Origin of the sequence: Streptomyces melanogenes, assembly GCF_014649795.1 — a bacterium.
Taxonomy (GTDB): Bacteria; Actinomycetota; Actinomycetes; order Streptomycetales; family Streptomycetaceae; genus Streptomyces; species Streptomyces noboritoensis.
This window is the reverse complement of the sequence record NZ_BMTS01000006.1, coordinates 349,267-364,171: the sequence shown is the minus strand read 5'-3', so window position 1 is coordinate 364,171 and position 14,905 is coordinate 349,267. Positions and strand designations below refer to the sequence as shown.

Annotated in this window: 14 protein-coding genes; 7 read left to right on the top strand and 7 right to left on the bottom strand. The window is 71.7% G+C overall.

The features are described 5' to 3' along the window. Position 1 precedes the first annotated feature (1 nt). The 3 genes from IE252_RS16310 to IE252_RS16300 all read right to left on the bottom strand — a co-directional run bounded on the left by IE252_RS16310 (position 2) and on the right by IE252_RS16300 (position 3,567). Positions 2-1,003, bottom strand: coding sequence for an AAA family ATPase (locus IE252_RS16310; protein ID WP_190090103.1), 1,002 nt, complete (start codon positions 1,001-1,003; stop codon positions 2-4). Positions 1,004-1,232: 229 nt separating this feature from the next. Further along, positions 1,233-3,200 (bottom strand): VMAP-C domain-containing protein, encoded by a 1,968-nt coding sequence (locus IE252_RS16305; RefSeq protein ID WP_190090102.1) that lies wholly within the window; start codon positions 3,198-3,200, stop codon positions 1,233-1,235. Next, entirely contained in the window at positions 3,193-3,567 is a 375-nt protein-coding gene (locus IE252_RS16300; RefSeq protein WP_190090101.1) for a CU044_2847 family protein, read from the bottom strand. The genes IE252_RS16305 and IE252_RS16300 overlap by 8 nt, the downstream gene beginning before the upstream one ends. 134 nt (positions 3,568-3,701) lie before the next feature. Between IE252_RS16300 and IE252_RS16295 the strand changes: the two genes are divergently transcribed. After that, on the top strand, positions 3,702-3,884 hold the full coding sequence (locus tag IE252_RS16295; RefSeq protein ID WP_101390066.1) for a DUF6104 family protein: 183 nt from the start codon (positions 3,702-3,704) through the stop codon (positions 3,882-3,884). Positions 3,885-4,048: 164 nt separating this feature from the next. Here the strand turns inward: IE252_RS16295 and IE252_RS16290 are convergent, their stop codons facing one another. After that, positions 4,049-4,873: a hypothetical protein gene (locus IE252_RS16290; protein ID WP_190090100.1), complete on the bottom strand. Its 825-nt coding sequence runs from the start codon at positions 4,871-4,873 to the stop codon at positions 4,049-4,051. Positions 4,874-5,018: 145 nt separating this feature from the next. On the opposite strand from IE252_RS16290, the gene IE252_RS16285 reads away from it, so the two are divergent. The 3 genes from IE252_RS16285 (at position 5,019) to IE252_RS16275 (ending at position 7,914) form a co-directional block, all read left to right on the top strand. Continuing rightward, the gene (locus IE252_RS16285) at positions 5,019-5,882 is read left to right on the top strand and encodes a DUF4097 family beta strand repeat-containing protein (RefSeq protein ID WP_190090099.1); all 864 of its coding nucleotides are present in this window, start codon (positions 5,019-5,021) and stop codon (positions 5,880-5,882) included. Between the two features lies 1 nt (position 5,883). Continuing rightward, on the top strand, positions 5,884-6,780 hold the full coding sequence (locus tag IE252_RS16280) for a PadR family transcriptional regulator (protein WP_190090098.1): 897 nt from the start codon (positions 5,884-5,886) through the stop codon (positions 6,778-6,780). A 267-nt stretch (positions 6,781-7,047) separates the two neighbouring features. Beyond that, on the top strand, positions 7,048-7,914 hold the full coding sequence (locus IE252_RS16275; protein WP_190090097.1) for an MBL fold metallo-hydrolase: 867 nt from the start codon (positions 7,048-7,050) through the stop codon (positions 7,912-7,914). A 10-nt stretch (positions 7,915-7,924) separates the two neighbouring features. Here the strand turns inward: IE252_RS16275 and IE252_RS16270 are convergent, their stop codons facing one another. The 3 genes from IE252_RS16270 to IE252_RS16260 all read right to left on the bottom strand — a co-directional run bounded on the left by IE252_RS16270 (position 7,925) and on the right by IE252_RS16260 (position 11,620). Next, a complete protein-coding gene (locus tag IE252_RS16270; protein ID WP_190090096.1) occupies positions 7,925-9,286 on the bottom strand; it encodes a cellulase family glycosylhydrolase in 1,362 nt (453 codons plus the stop codon). Between the two features lie 65 nt (positions 9,287-9,351). Next, positions 9,352-10,317: a zinc-binding dehydrogenase gene (locus tag IE252_RS16265; RefSeq protein ID WP_190090095.1), complete on the bottom strand. Its 966-nt coding sequence runs from the start codon at positions 10,315-10,317 to the stop codon at positions 9,352-9,354. 88 nt (positions 10,318-10,405) lie between these two features. Then, positions 10,406-11,620, bottom strand: a complete 1,215-nt coding sequence (locus tag IE252_RS16260) for an NAD(P)-dependent malic enzyme (RefSeq protein WP_190090094.1) — start codon at positions 11,618-11,620, stop codon at positions 10,406-10,408. Positions 11,621-12,165: 545 nt separating this feature from the next. Here IE252_RS16260 and IE252_RS16255 point away from each other — a divergent pair. The 3 genes from IE252_RS16255 to IE252_RS16245 all read left to right on the top strand — a co-directional run bounded on the left by IE252_RS16255 (position 12,166) and on the right by IE252_RS16245 (position 14,897). Next, entirely contained in the window at positions 12,166-13,125 is a 960-nt protein-coding gene (locus IE252_RS16255) for an ABC transporter substrate-binding protein (RefSeq protein ID WP_190090093.1), read from the top strand. A 72-nt stretch (positions 13,126-13,197) separates the two neighbouring features. After that, complete coding sequence (locus IE252_RS16250; protein ID WP_190090092.1) at positions 13,198-14,139, top strand: amino acid ABC transporter permease; 942 nt, start codon at positions 13,198-13,200, stop codon at positions 14,137-14,139. Further along, positions 14,136-14,897, top strand: a complete 762-nt coding sequence (locus IE252_RS16245) for an amino acid ABC transporter ATP-binding protein (protein ID WP_308434540.1) — start codon at positions 14,136-14,138, stop codon at positions 14,895-14,897. The genes IE252_RS16250 and IE252_RS16245 overlap by 4 nt, the downstream gene beginning before the upstream one ends. The last annotated feature ends 8 nt before the right edge of the window (positions 14,898-14,905 follow it).

The following is a 14,905-nucleotide window of genomic DNA, read 5'->3' as shown; positions in this document are numbered from 1 at the left end:
GTCACCGCTGCCTGGTGTCCAGCGGCCGCAGCAGCAGCTCGGCTATCTCCTCGCGCCGCTCCGGCCCCTCCTCGGTCACCTGCTGGGTGAGGAAGATGGCGTTCAGGAGCTGGTCGGTGGGGCGCAGTTCGCCGTCGCCGTCGTCGCGGGTGAACCGGCTGAGCAGATCGACGTTGCGCTCGTCGGCGCCGGGTCCGAAGTGCGCCTGCACGAAGGCCGCGAGGCGCTCCTCGCGCGGCGGCTCCAGGTGCAGATGGATGCAGCGGCGCAGCAGCGGCGCCGGGAAGTCGCGCTCCCCGTTGCTGGTCAGGACGGTGACCGGGAAGGCCTGGCAGCTGATCTTGCCGTTCGGCACGGCGACCCGCTGGCCGTCGTCGGTGAGGACCTCCACCACGTCGCGGCCCGGCCGGTCGGCGATCCGCTCCAGCTCGGGCAGCGGGAACTCGCCCTCCTCCAGCACGTTCAGCAGGTCGTTGGGCAGGTCGATGTCGCTCTTGTCGAGCTCGTCGATGAGCAGCACGCGCGGCCGGGTGGCGGGCAGCAGCGCGGTGCCGAGGGGGCCGAGCCGGATGTAGCGGCCGATGTCGTCGGCCTGGCCGTCGGCGAGCTGCGCGTCGTGCAGCCGCCCGATGGCATCGTACGTGTAGAGCCCGTCCTTGAGCTCGGTGCGGCTGATGATGGGCCACTGCAGGACCCGGCCGAGGCCCAGTTCGTACGCGATGGAGTGCGCCAGGGTCGACTTCCCGGAGCCGGGCTCCCCGGTGATCAGCAGCGGGCGGCGCAGATACAGCGCGGCGTTGATCAGCTGGAGGGTCTCGGCGTCGTGCGCGGACAGCTCGGAGACGCGGTCGCCGAGCCGGCGCTTGGAGGCGATGTCGATGTCCGGCACCGTGTACGGGCGCGGCTCGCCGCCGAAGGTGCGCCAGCGCGGCGGCGGGGGCAGCGCACGGATCCGCTCCGGATCCGGTGCCCCGAAGCCTCGGTAGATCAGCCAGTCGTCCATCGCTCGCTCCTCGTCGACGGTCGGCGGGGCACCACTTGTTGACCACGTGTCGTTGCGCCACGTGTCGCTGCGAGTCTCGTTGCGAGTCGAGGTCCAGTCGGAAGGTACCCACTCCCGGCCCGCCGAAATGCGTTTTCCGGACAGGACCTGGGCGAGCGGACGCACACCCGGTCACAGCGGCGCTTGACCGGGCGCACGGCGGCGCACGGCGTGGCGGCAGAGGGCCGGGTCACGGGGCGTCCACCCGCTCGTAGTCCGGCAGCGGCCGTCCCGGGTCGTCGTAGAGCATCGCCACACCCTCCGCCCAGTGCTGGGCATCCTTGGAATCGCTGATCTCCTCCCTGATACGGCGCAGCCGGTCCGGGAGTTCAGTGGGGTCCTTCGCCTGCCCGAGCAGATCGGCCGCCCCCGCGCGCAGGGCCACGCAGAAATCGTGGCAGCCGTGTTCGGGGTGGCCGTCGGTGTGCCAGAGCGCCACTCCGTGGCCGGCCTCCAGGGCGTTGCGCATGGCCGCGCCGCCCACCCCGCGCCCGGCGGGCCGGCACAGCACCGGCACCGCGCCCGGCTCCAGCTCGGTGAAGTGGCGCAGCCGGGGCGCCTTCCCCGGGAGCGGCGCGGGCACCGCGGCCAGCTCCTCGGCGGCCATCAGGCCGTCCCAGCGCTCGCGCCACTCGGGGTCGACCTCGCCGCGCCGGTCGAGGTCGCGCAGCACCACCCGGCGCTGCACCCCGAGGTAGGGCGACCGGTACAGGCGCCCGATCTCGGTGAGCTGCCAGCGGTGCACGGCGGTGTCGAAGTGGTCGGCGGGCAGGGCGACTTCGAGGGGCGCGGGGCAGTCGTCGGTGTCGACGCTCTGGAACGCGGTGCTCAGCGGCCGCCGCAGCCGCCGGATCAGCTCGCCGGGGGCCACCCCCTCGCCGCTGCACTCCTCGGCCACGGGTCTGGAGCCCTCCCGGTCGCCGTCGTGCACCCGGATGCGCCAGTAGAACCGGTCCGGCGCGTCGGAGAGCGGCTCCAGCTCCACGGTGACGACGGCGCCGCCGCGCTCGACGGTGGGATAGGGCAGTACGGTCAGGATCTCCTCGGGCGCGCCCGGCCCCAGCACCGGCAGCAGCCCCTCGGGCAGCCGCGCCTCGGTGACCACGGTGTGCACCACCGGCGGGACCCCGCGCAGCCGCTCGTTCACCCAGGCGTCCAGCCGCGCCGGGTCGCCGCCGCGCCCGCGCTCGTACTCGACGACGAGCTTGAGGTAGTGCAGGAAGGCGATGGCGGGCATCGGGCGGTGCGCCTCGTAGAGCAGGCCGTGGCCGTCCCGCCAGGTGCGCGGGTCGGGCAGGCTGCCCGGCGGGGCGATCCCGCCGCGCGCCTTGCGCGCCAGCTTGGCGACCGGCGGCACCCCGCCGGGCCCGGGCACGGCGGCGAGCAGGTTCAGGGCGGTGCGCCGGTCGTACGGGCTCCACTGCTCGGGCGTGTGGTGCAGCCCGGCCGCGGGGAGGTTCTGCTGCCGGTCGACCCAGGTGTTGTAGCCGCTGAGCCTGGGCTCGCCGCCGTGCCACCGGTCGTGCTCGGCGAGCACGGTCCGGTAGAGGTCGCCGAACCGGCGCAGCGCCGGGAGCGCGATGGCCCGGCCGCCGTCGCGCTCGATCCGGCGGGACTTCATCACGGCGACCACGGCGCCGGTCTGCGGATCGAGCACCGGCCCGCCGGAGACCCCTTTGGGGAACTCGACCTCGCTGAACCGGAGCCCGTAACTCCCGTCGTACGTACGGATGTCGATGGCGCTGTGCCAGCGCTCCGGGCACCCCTCGGGCTTGAATCCGTAGACCACGGCGCCGCTCGCGGCGGGCGGCTCGGCGCAGTCGCTGAGCCAGACGCACTCGTGCTCCACGTCGTCGTCGAGGAGCCGGACGAGCGCGAGGTCCTGTTCGACGGGGATGTCGTCGCGCAGGTCGTCGTCGACCAGCCAGGCCGCGAGCCGGGCGGGCAGCGGGTCGCCGAGCCGGTCGCTGCCGACGTGGAAGACCTTCTCCCGGTCCCGGGCCAGATGCGGCCGCAGGACGTGCGCGCAGGTCAGCACCCAGCCGGGGGCGACGAAGAAACCGCTGCCCCACATCGTGCCGCCACCGGCCGGGAGCAGGTGGACGGTGGCCGAGCGCGCCAGATCGTCGATGAAGGGGTCGTGGGCGTACTCAGGCATCGGGCGAGCCGCCGGGGGCCGGGGGCGCGACGGGCGTGGCCGACGGCTGGTCCGCCAGCCGCCAGGTCAGCGTGACCTGGAGGGACGCCTTGGCCTCGCCGTCCGCGAGGATCGCCACGGCCGCCCCCGCCTTGGCGGACAGCTCGATGCCGAAGCTGACGCTCGCCTCGTCGGGCCGCACGGCGGCGGCCGCGTCGAGCACGGACCGGCCGACGCCTTCGATCAGCTCACCGAGCCGCTCCACCTTGGCGACGGCCTTCTCGATCACCCCGACGTCGTCGTCGTCCGCCGCGTACCCCCCGGCGGTGGACACCCGGGCGAGCACCACGGCCCCGCCCGGCAACTCGATCTCCCGTGCCTGCGCCATGGCCGCCCCCTCAACCAGTCGCATATTCCCCTGACTTGAGATGACGAGGGTAATCCGCCGAACGGTTGCACGGGACCCCTTCACCGCGCCCGATACCCTGGAGGGGAACATCCGGAGCACCCCAGGAGCACGTTGTGTACTTCACCGACCGCGGCATCGAGGAGCTGGCGAAGCGACGCGGCGAGGAGGAGGTCACCTTCGAGTGGCTTGCCGACCAGCTGCGCACGTTCGTCGACCTGAACCCCGACTTCGAGGTCCCGGTAGAACGCCTGGCCACGTGGCTGGCCCGCTTGGACGACGAGGACGAGGACGAGTAGGCGGGGCTGAGGCGCAGCCCGGCCACGGTCGGCCCTCGCGGAACGTCGTGCCGTTCGTTGTGGGCAGGCGTTCCGCAGGGCTGGGGGTCCACCCTGCTCGAGCGAAGCCGAGAGCTTGGGGGAGGGTGGGCACACGGACCACCGGCCCGCAGCCGAACCCGCGCTCAGTCCCGCCCGCGCACCCGGTCGTACACCAGCCCCAGCGCCCCATGGGCGAGCAGCACGACCCCGGCAGCCGTCCAGCCGCCGTTGCGACGGGCAAGCCCCCGCGCCGCCACCGGGAGCCCCACCGCCACCTGCACACCCCCCAGCACCCGCGCCCGAGGCCCCACCAGCCACGGCCCCAGCACCCCGCCCTCCACCACGTCGAGCTCCGCACGGACCGCGTCCCGCCAGCCCGACCACTCCACCGGCTCCGCCCCCGTCGCGGCCGCGACCGCTCGCAGCCGGTCCGCGGGCTCACCGGGTGACAGCCCGGCCGGCAGCGCGACGCCCGCCCGGGCGAGCACGGCGGTGAGGCCGAGCAGCCGGGCCCGCGCGTCGGCCGCCGGATCGGGCCGGGTGAGCCGGTCGAGCTCCTCCAGGTCGAGCACCGGATCGAGACCGAGCCGCGCCGCGAACGTACGCATCGCCTCGTCCTCCCCCGCCGCCGTCCCGTCGGCCAGCCACACATAGCCGACCGTGCGCCGGAACCCGGACGCCAGCGTGTACCCGGCACGGTCCCCGTCCCACCACAGCGCCACCACGGGCCAGCTCGCCCCGACGGCGAGCGCGGAGGCCCACCCGGCGAGCACCTGGTCGACCGGGTCGGCGCCACCCCGCCACGGCTTCGTCGCCGGGACCAGCACGCTCCACCCGTCCCCCGCCGCAGCGAGCAGCATCCGCTCGCGCAGCAGATGCGCGGCGGGCCGCACGGCCGCGGGCTCGGCCCGGCACAGCAGCAGGGCTCCGGGGGCGGAAGCGGAGGCGGCACCAGAGACGCTGGACATGATCCATACGCTAGGGCAATTCACCCGTTTCCACCCACCGTCCCCCATTCCAGGACGCCTCCTTGACTTCCCCCATCCGCGATATATCGTGTCTATCAAGCAGACGCGATATGTTGCGTATGACCCGCCCAGGGAGGGCAGAGCCATGGCCGAGTCGACGTGGACCGTTGAGGAGCCGCGCACACTCACCTTCGACGCTCCGGTGACCGCGCTCAACGTGCGGATCGTCAACGGAACGGTGAACGTCGTGGGGACCGAGGAAGGTTCCGCGCGCCTGGAGGTGGCCGCCCTCGACGGACCGCCGCTGATCGTCACCCAGCAGGGCGGAACGCTCACGGTGGCCTACGAGGACCTGCCCTGGAAGGGCTTCCTCAAGTGGTTCGACCGCAAGGGCTGGCGCCGCAGCGCGGTCGTCTCGCTCACCGTGCCGTCCGCCTGCGCCGTCGAGGTCGGCGTGGTCGGCGCGACCGCCGTGGTCTCCGGGATCCGGGGGCGTACGGACGTACGCGGCGTCACCGGCGACACCACCCTCGTCGGCCTGTCCGGCTCGGTCCGCGCGGAGACCGTCTCCGGGAACGTGGAGGCCCAGGCCGTCACCGGCGACCTCCGCTTCCAGTCCGTCTCCGGCGATCTGACGGTGATCGAGGGCGCGGCCACGTCCGTACGGGCGGAGTCGGTGAGCGGCGACATGGTGCTCGACCTGGACCCGTCCGGGAAGCCCGCAGACGTCCAGTTGACCACGGTCTCCGGCGAGATCGCGATCCGCCTGGAGCACCCGGCGGCGGACGCCAGGGTCGAGGCGAACACCACCAGCGGCGCGGTCTCCAACGCCTTCGACGACCTGCGGGTCACCGGCCAGTGGGGCGCGAAGCGGATCACCGGGACGCTGGGGGCGGGCCGGGGCACGCTGCGGGCGACCACGGTCTCCGGCTCGCTCGCGCTGCTGCGCCGCCCCGAGTCGCACGACCCGGCGGAGCCGGCCGCTCCCTCGACCAAGAAGGTGCTCTGAGATGCCCCCCGTCTTCGCCCACGGCCGTCTGCGGCTCTACCTCCTCAAGCTGCTCGACGAGGCCCCGCGCCACGGGTACGAGGTGATCCGCCTCCTGGAGGAGCGCTTCCAGGGGCTGTACGCGCCGAGCGCCGGCACGGTCTACCCCCGGCTCGCCAAGCTGGAGGCGGAGGGCCTGGTCACCCACACCACCGAGGGCGGCCGCAAGGTGTACGCGATCACCGACGCGGGCCGCGCCGAACTCGCGGGCCGCAGCGGCGAGCTGGCCGACCTGGAGCTGGAGATCCGCGAGTCGGTCTCCGAGCTCGCGGCCGAGATCCGCGCGGACGTCCGGGGCGCGGCGGGCGACCTGCGCGACGACGTGCGCCGCCAGGCGCGCGAGGCGCGGGCCGGAACCAACGGTGACGGCGAGTCCTGGCAGCAGGCCAAGGAGGAGTTCAAGCGCGCCAAGCAGGAGTGGAAGGAGCAGGCGCGCCGCGCGAAGGACGAGTCGCGCCGGGCCCGCGAGGACGCCCAGCAGGCCCGCCGCCAGGCGAAGGAGGCCCAGGACAGCGCGCGCGAGCAGATGCAGCGGGTGGCGGAGCAGGTGCAGGACCACTTCGCGCGGGGCGACTGGCCTACGGGCGTACGGGAGGGTCTGGCCGAGATCACGAAGGAGCTCGGCCGCTTCACCCGTCCCGCGGCGAAGGAGCCCACGCCACCGCCCGCCTGGGCCGACGACCCGGCCACCGGCAACCCGGCCCGCGACCTGGACCGCCTCCTGGACCGCTTCCGCGACGACATCCGCGACGCGGCCCGCGACCACGGGGTGACGGAGTCCCAACTCCGAGAAACCCGCCACCACTTGTCGACGGCGGCGACACACATCGGAGCGATCCTGCGGGGCGGATCGGCTTAGCCGTGTTCACCTGCGGCCCGGTGGCGGGTTGCTCGCGCAGTTCCCCGCGCCCCTAAGATGCGCCCCTTAGGGGCGCGGGGAACTGCGCGAGCAACCCAGCACGATCCGCAGACGAACGGGCTGGCCCACCCACCCCAGCGGGGTGCAGGGGCCGCAGGCCCCGCAACGGGGTCCGGGGGCGTAGCCCCCGGGAAGCGGACCTCAACCCCCACCCGGCGCCCGCCAAAGGGCTTCAGGGAACGGGCGGGGTGGGGGCACACTAACCCCGTGATCGACTTCCGAGGCGCCCCCGACACCCCCACCCTGCCCACCCACTGGCACTCCGGCCACCCCTCCCCCAAACACGACCCCGCCCCCGAGATCCAGATCCACCACGCCACCCCCCACACCGTCCTCCTCCGCCAGAACAAGTCCGTCCACTTCGAGGCCCCCTTCCTCTTCCTCCTCTTCGGGAACGAACGCGCCCTCCTCCTGGACACCGGCGCCAGCCCGGACCCGGCCCACTTCCCGCTCCGCGAGACCGTCGACCGCCTGATCGACGAGTGGCTGGCCCACAACCCCCGCACCACCGACAAGCCGTACGAACTGCTCGTCACCCACACCCACGGCCACGGCGACCACATCGCCGCCGACGGACAGTTCGCGGACCGCCCCGACACCACCGTCGTCCCACCCGGACTCGACGACGTGGTCCGGCACTTCGGGTTCACGGACTGGCCGCACAAGCCCGTCGAGCTCGACCTCGGCGGCCGCGTCCTCGACCTGATCCCCGGCCCCGGCCACCACCCCGCCGCCGTCGTCTTCTACGACCGGCACACCCAGACCCTGCTGACCGGCGACTCGCTCTACCCGGGGCGGCTGTACGTCGACGACGCCACCGCGTACGCCGAAACCGCCGACCGGCTGATCGACTTCTGCGCCACCCGCCCCGTCACCCACGTCCTCGGCTGCCACATCGAGATGACGACCACCCCGGACGAGGACTATCCCCGGGGCACCACCTACCAGCCGGACGAGCCGCCGCTCCAGCTCACCGCCGCGCATCTGCACACCCTGCGCCGCGCGCTCGCCGAGACCGACGGCCGCCCGGGCTCGCATCCGTACGGGGACTTCATCCTCGTACACCGGGGCTAATACGGAGGCGTCAGGCGCGGGGCGCCACCGTCACAGTGACCGTCGCCCCCGCCACCGCCCGCACCGACAAGCCCCGGACCGAGCCCGGCCCCGCGACCCGGACCCGCCACCCCCGCGCCGCCGACGGCACCGACAGCTCCGTCGCGCCGCGCCCCGCCACGTACACAAGGCGGTACGTCCGCGTAGACGGGTCGTACGACTCCGACCGCACCCGCCCCGCCACCGCCCGCGCGTACGGCGTCGCGGTCAGCGCCTTGTTGCCGCGCAGCGCGCCTCCCGCGTCGGCCGCGCAGTAGCCGCCCCCGTAGCACCACACATAGCCCGCCCAGCCGGAGGTGTAGCGCGCCAGCGAGGCGAGCGCGTCGGTGTAGAACCGGGCCATGTGCGGGAGTTCGCTGTTGAGCGGGCCCCACTCGCCCACCACCACCGGCACCCCGTACTTCTTCGGATAGGCCGTCACGGCGGACTCGTACGACTCGATCCAGCCCGCCGAGGGGTCGTAGTCCGCGCCCGCCTCCATCGCGGTGTTGTAGAAGTGCGGCGCGTACACCGCCCTCGGATCCTTGATCTTGCCCAGGCCGGTCGGCACGCCCTCGCCCACCGCCGGGGTGGGCTCCACGAAGACCCAGTGCCGCCGGTCCGCCGAACGCACCGACCGGGCCAGGCGGTTGTACATCGGCGTGAGCTGCTCGGCCTCGATCCGGCGCGCCGCCGTCGCCGGGTCCTCGCCCTCCCGGAACTCGCCCATCGGCTCGTTGATCAGGTCGTAGCCGAGGACCGCCGGGTGGTGCGTGAACCGCCGCGCCAGCACCTGCCACATCGCGGCCTGCGCCTTCCGCAGGTCCTCATCCCCGTACAGATGCGTGAACGCCCGCTGCACGGCGGGCTCGTAGTACTCGGAGAACCAGTCGTCCGGGTGCGGGGTGAACGGCAGCCCGTCCGTCCGCGTCGCCCACTCGGGTATGCCCCGGTGCCCGAACGCCGGGCCGAAGACGTCCTGGTGGGCGTCGATCACCACCCGGACGTCGTACCGGTGCGCCCAGTCCAGGACCCGTTGGACCTTACGGAGGTACGCCTGGCTGTACTGCCCCCGCACCGGCTCCAGGTCGTCCCAGAAGACCAGCAGCCGGGCGAAGCCGAAGCCGTTCGCCCGCAGGTCCCGGAAGGTCCGCTCGGTGATCGCGGAGAGCGCCTGGTCGCCCCGGTGCGCCTTGTCCTCCACGTTCCAGCCCCGGAGCGTGAGCGCCCGCCCCTGCTCGTCGGTGAGCCGGGGGATGACACCCGCCTCCCGGGCATGGGCGGCGGGTACGCCCGCACCCGCCACCAGAACCGCACAACAACCGATCGCTGCGAGGAACTTGTTCGTACGCATGGGGCATCCTCCGGCACGTAGTCGAACAGCGTGCGGGAGATCAGATCAGCGTTGAGTCATGCTCATCAAGACGTCGTCAGCACGATCTTCCCGAAGACGTCGCCCGACTCCAGCTTCTCGAAGCCCTCGCGGGCCCGGTCGAGCGGCAGGACCTCGTCGATGACCGGCCGTACGCCCGTCGCCGCGCAGAACGCGAGCAGGTCCTCCAGCTCCTCCTTGGTGCCCATGGTCGAGCCGACCACCTTCAGCTCCAGGAAGAAGATCCGGGTGAGCTCGGCGTGCGCGGGCCGGTCGCCACTGGTGGCGCCGGAGATGACCAGCGTGCCGCCGGGCTTGAGCGACTTGACCGAGTGCGACCAGGTGGCCGCGCCGACGGTCTCGATCACCGCGTCCACCCGCTGCGGCAGCCGCGCGCCCGGCTCGTACGCCTCCAGGGCGCCCAGCTCGACCGCCCGCTTCCGCTTGGCCTCGTCGCGGCTGGTCGCGAAGACCCGCAGCCCGGCGGCCTTGCCGAGCACGATCGCGGCGGTCGCGACCCCGCCGCCCGCGCCCTGCACGAGGACGGAGTCGCCGGGCCGTACGCCCGCGTTGGTGAAGAGCATCCGGTACGCGGTGAGCCAGGCGGTCGGCAGGCAGGCGGCCTCCGCGAAGCTGAGCTCCTTGGGCTTGGGCAGCACGTTCCAGGTCGGCACGGCGACCTGCTCGGCGAAGGTGCCCTGGTACTTCTCGGTGAGGATGGAGCGGCTCTCGCCGGGACCCACGCCGTGACCCGTCTGGCCGATCACGGAGTGCAGGACGACCTCGTTGCCGTCCTGGTCGATCCCGGCCGCGTCGCAGCCCAGGATCATCGGCAGCTTGTCCTCGCCGAGGCCGACCCCGCGCAGCGACCACAGGTCGTGGTGGTTGAGCGAGGCCGCCCGGACGTCGATGAGCGACCAGCCCGGGCGTACCCCGGGCGCTGGCCGCTCCCCCAACTCCAGACCGGAGAGCGGCTGGTCACGGTCGATGCGTGCGGCATAGGCGGCGAACATGGCCCTGACCCTAGAACGCGTACGGGACGCGGCGGAACCTCATCGAGGTGTGAGCCGCGTCCCGTACGGAACGTCCTGACCGCAGGCGCTACCGGCGCGCCACGCCCTCCGCCCGCGCCGCGGCGGCGACCGCCGCCGTGACGGCCGGGGCGACCCGCTCGTCGAACGGGGACGGGATGACGTAGTCCGCGGCCAGTTGGTCGCCGACGACGTCGGCCAGCGCGTTGGCCGCCGCGATCTTCATCCCCTCCGTGATCCGGGAGGCCCGGACCTGGAGGGCGCCCGCGAAGATGCCCGGGAACGCCAGCACGTTGTTGATCTGGTTCGGGTAGTCCGAACGGCCCGTGGCGACCACCGACGCGTACTTGTGCGCGATGTCCGGGTGGACCTCCGGGTTCGGGTTGGCCATGGCGAACACGAACGCGCCGGGCGCCATCGAGGCCACCGCGGGCTCGGGGACCGTACCGCCGGAGACGCCGATGAAGACGTCCGCGCCGGCCAGGGCGGTCTCCAGGGAGCCGGTCAGGCCCGCCTTGTTGGTGATCTCCGCGAGCTCGCGCTTGACGTCGGTCAGGTCCTGGCGGTCCCGGCTGACGATGCCCTTGCGGTCGGCGACCGCCACGTCGCCCAGCCCCGCCTCCAGGAGGAACTTGGCGATGGCCACGCCGGCCGCGCCCGCGCCGGAGATCACGCCGCGCAGCTCGCCGAGCGTGCGCCCGGTGAGCTTCGCCGCGTTGCGCAGCGCCGCGAGGGTGACCACGGCGGTGCCGTGCTGGTCGTCGTGGAAGACCGGGATGTCCAGGGCCTCCTGCAGGCGCCGCTCGATCTCGAAGCAGCGCGGCGCGGAGATGTCCTCGAGGTTCACTCCGCCGAAGGAGGGCGCCAGGCGCACCACGGTCTCGATGATCTCGTCCGTGTCGGTGGTCGCGAGCGCGATGGGCACCGCGTCGACCCCGCCGAACTGCTTGAAGAGGATGGCCTTGCCCTCCATCACGGGGAGGGACGCCTCGGGGCCGATGTCACCCAGTCCGAGCACGGCCGTGCCGTCCGTGACCACGGCGACGACCTGGGACTTCCAGGTGTAGTCGTGGACCAGGTCGGGGTTCTCCGCGATCGCGGTGCACACCTTCGCCACACCCGGCGTGTAGGCCAGGGACAGGTCGTCCCGGTCCCGGATGGGCACGGTGGCCTGCACGGCCATCTTGCCGCCCCGGTGCAGGGCGAAGGCCGGATCGAAGGGCTCCTCCGAGGAGCCTTGGTCGGTACTGCTGTCGCTGCGAGGATTGACGATCTCCGCTGCCATTTTGATTTGACCCCTTAAGTCTTCATCAGTTGAGGGTGGCCACTCCTTGTTGAGGAGGGGTGGGTGGGCACCACGCACGTTCCCCGCGAGGAGCGGTTGGCCCGCCCCGCGAGGAGGAGGTACGTACGCGCGGGCACGCCGCACAACGCGCCCTGAGCCCCGGATGAGGGGTGTAAGGATCCTTCTTACCGGACGGAGGGGGGCGCCGAGTAGTCCATTTCGACTGCGGAACGCCGTGGTGACACGACTCATAGCGGCATGTCGGGACAAGTGAGCTATGCGGCATGAAACGTGTCCACAACGCGAGATGAACCGCAGATTTTCCGGCCGGTAAAGGTAAAACCCGCACATGGTCCGGCCTTGATGTACCGGCCCGTTGGGGTTGGGGGGTGACCCGTTATCCGATTTTGACATGCGCGCCCCCCTGATTCCGCAGGTCCGAATGGCAAGATGCCGACACAACACGGTCGTGTCGCCCAAGGACGGGCACCACGGCCCACTGTTCACTCACTGGCCACTCCATCACCCGCCGGAGGAACCCGACCATGACCGCAAGCACCACCCGTCGTACGACCGCCGCCTCGTCCCGGATTGCCGCGGTCGGCGCGATCGCGGTCGCCGGTGCCCTGCTCCTTACCGGCTGCGGAGACCAGACCAAGAGCAAGGACGGCGGCTCCAGCTCCGCCGCCACCAGCAAGGCCCCGCTCTTCTCGAAGCTGCCCAAGGCCATTCAGGACAAGGGCGTCATCAAGGTCGGCTCGGACATCGCGTACGCCCCGGTCGAATTCAAGGACAAGGACGGCAAGACCGCCGGTATCGACCCGGACCTCGCCGACGCCCTGGGCAAGCAGCTGGGCGTGAAGTTCCAGTTCGAGAACGGCACCTTCGACACGCTGGTCACCGGCCTGCGCGCGAAGCGGTACGACATGGCCATGTCGGCCATGACGGACACCAAGGACCGCCAGAACGGCGTCGACTCGAAGACCAAGAAGAAGGTCGGCGAGGGCGCGGACTTCGTGGACTACTTCACGGCCGGTGTCTCGATCTACACCCCGAAGGGCAAGGACCAGGGCATCAAGACCTGGGAGGACCTCTGCGGCAAGAAGATCGTGGTGCAGCGCGGCACGGTCTCCGAGGACCTCGCCAAGGCGCAGTCCGAGAAGTGCGGCGACAAGGGCAAGATCGCGATCGAGGCCTTCGACACCGACCAGCAGGCCCAGACCCGACTGCGCTCCGGCGGCGCCGACGCCGGCTCCTCGGACTTCCCGGTCGCCGCGTACGCGGTGAAGACCTCGGGCGGCGGCAACGACTTCCAGATCGTCGGTGAGCAGGTCGAGGCCGCTCCGTACGGCATCGCGGTCTCCAAGGACAACACCCAGCTGCGCGACGCCCTCAAGGAGGCGCTCGACGCGATCATCAAGAGCGGCGACTACGACAAGGTCATCGCGAAGTGGGGCGTCGAGGCCGGCGCCGTGAAGGAAGCCAAGATCAACGGCGGCGTCTGAACCTCCCCGCTCCAGGCGCGCTCCGCCCCGTCCCCGGGCGGAGGGCCTGAAGGCTTCTGAAAGGCAACACCCGTGACTGTTGACGTCAACAAGACGGAGCCGGCGGACACCCCGCCGCCCGCCGCTCCGGAGAGCATCAAGGCGATCCCGGTCCGCCACTACGGCCGGTACGTCTCCGCCGTGATCGCGATCGGGCTGCTCGTCGCGATCGTCTACGCGTTCAGCCAGGGCAAGATCAACTGGGGCGCGGTCCCGGACTACTTCTTCGACGACCGGATCCTCCACGGCGTCGGCCAGACCCTGCTGCTGACCGTCCTGTCGATGGCGATCGGCATCGTGGGCGGCATCCTGCTCGCCGTGATGCGCCTGTCGAAGAACCCGGTGACCTCGTCGATCGCCTGGTTCTACATCTGGTTCTTCCGGGGCACCCCGGTCCTGGTCCAGCTGATGGTCTGGTTCAACCTGGGCCTGGTCTTCGAGTACATCAACCTCGGACCGATCTACAAGGACTACTGGTCCTCGTTCATGACGCCGCTGCTCACGGCGCTGCTCGGGCTCGGGCTCAACGAGGCCGCGTACATGGCGGAGATCTGCCGGGCCGGTCTGCTCGCGGTCGACGAGGGCCAGACCGAGGCGTCCCACGCGCTCGGCATGAGCCACTCCAAGACGCTGCGCCGGATCGTGATCCCGCAGGCGATGCGCGTGATCGTGCCGCCGACGGGCAACGAGGTCATCAACATGCTGAAGACCACCTCGCTGGTCTCGGCGGTGCAGTTCTACGAGCTGCTGCGCGAGGCGCAGGACATCGGCCAGACGTCCGGCGCCGCGGTGGAGATGCTGTTCCTGGCGGCCGCCTGGTACCTGATCCTCACCACGGTCTTCTCGATCGGCCAGTACTACCTGGAGCGCTACTACGCCCGCGGCGCCAGCCGTGCGCTCCCGCCCACCCCGTTCCAGCGGCTCAAGGCCAATCTGGCCCTGTTCCGTCGTACCCCCAAGGCGGTGACCCGATGACCGCCATGGTGAAGTCCGAAGGCGTGCACAAGTCCTTCGGCGCGACCGAGGTCCTCAAGGGCATCGACCTGGAGGTGGCCGAGGGCGAGGTGTTCTGCCTGATCGGCCCGTCCGGCTCCGGCAAGTCGACCTTCCTGCGGTGCATCAACCACCTGGAGAAGATCAACGCCGGCCGCCTCTACGTGGACGGCGAGCTCGTCGGCTACCGCCAGAAGGGCGACAAGCTCTACGAGCTGAAGGACAGCGAGGTCGCGCTCAAGCGCCGCGACATCGGCATGGTCTTCCAGCGCTTCAACCTGTTCCCGCACATGACGGCCATAGAGAACGTCATGGAGGCGCCGATCCAGGTCAGGGGCGAGTCCAAGGCGGTGGTGCGCGAGCGCGCGGAGCGGCTGCTCGACCGGGTCGGCCTGGCCGACAAGGCGCGCAACTACCCCTCGCAGCTCTCCGGCGGCCAGCAGCAGCGCGTGGCGATCGCCCGTGCGCTGGCCATGGAGCCGAAGCTGATGCTCTTCGACGAGCCGACCTCCGCGCTCGACCCGGAGCTGGTCGGCGATGTCCTGGACGTCATGCGGGGCCTGGCCGAGGACGGCATGACCATGATCGTGGTCACCCACGAGATGGGCTTCGCCCGCGAGGTCGGCGACTCGCTGGTCTTCATGGACGGCGGTGTGGTGGTCGAGTCCGGCCACCCGCGCGACGTCCTGACCAACCCGCAGCACGACCGGACGAAGTCGTTCCTGTCGAAGGTGCTGTAGGCGCCGGG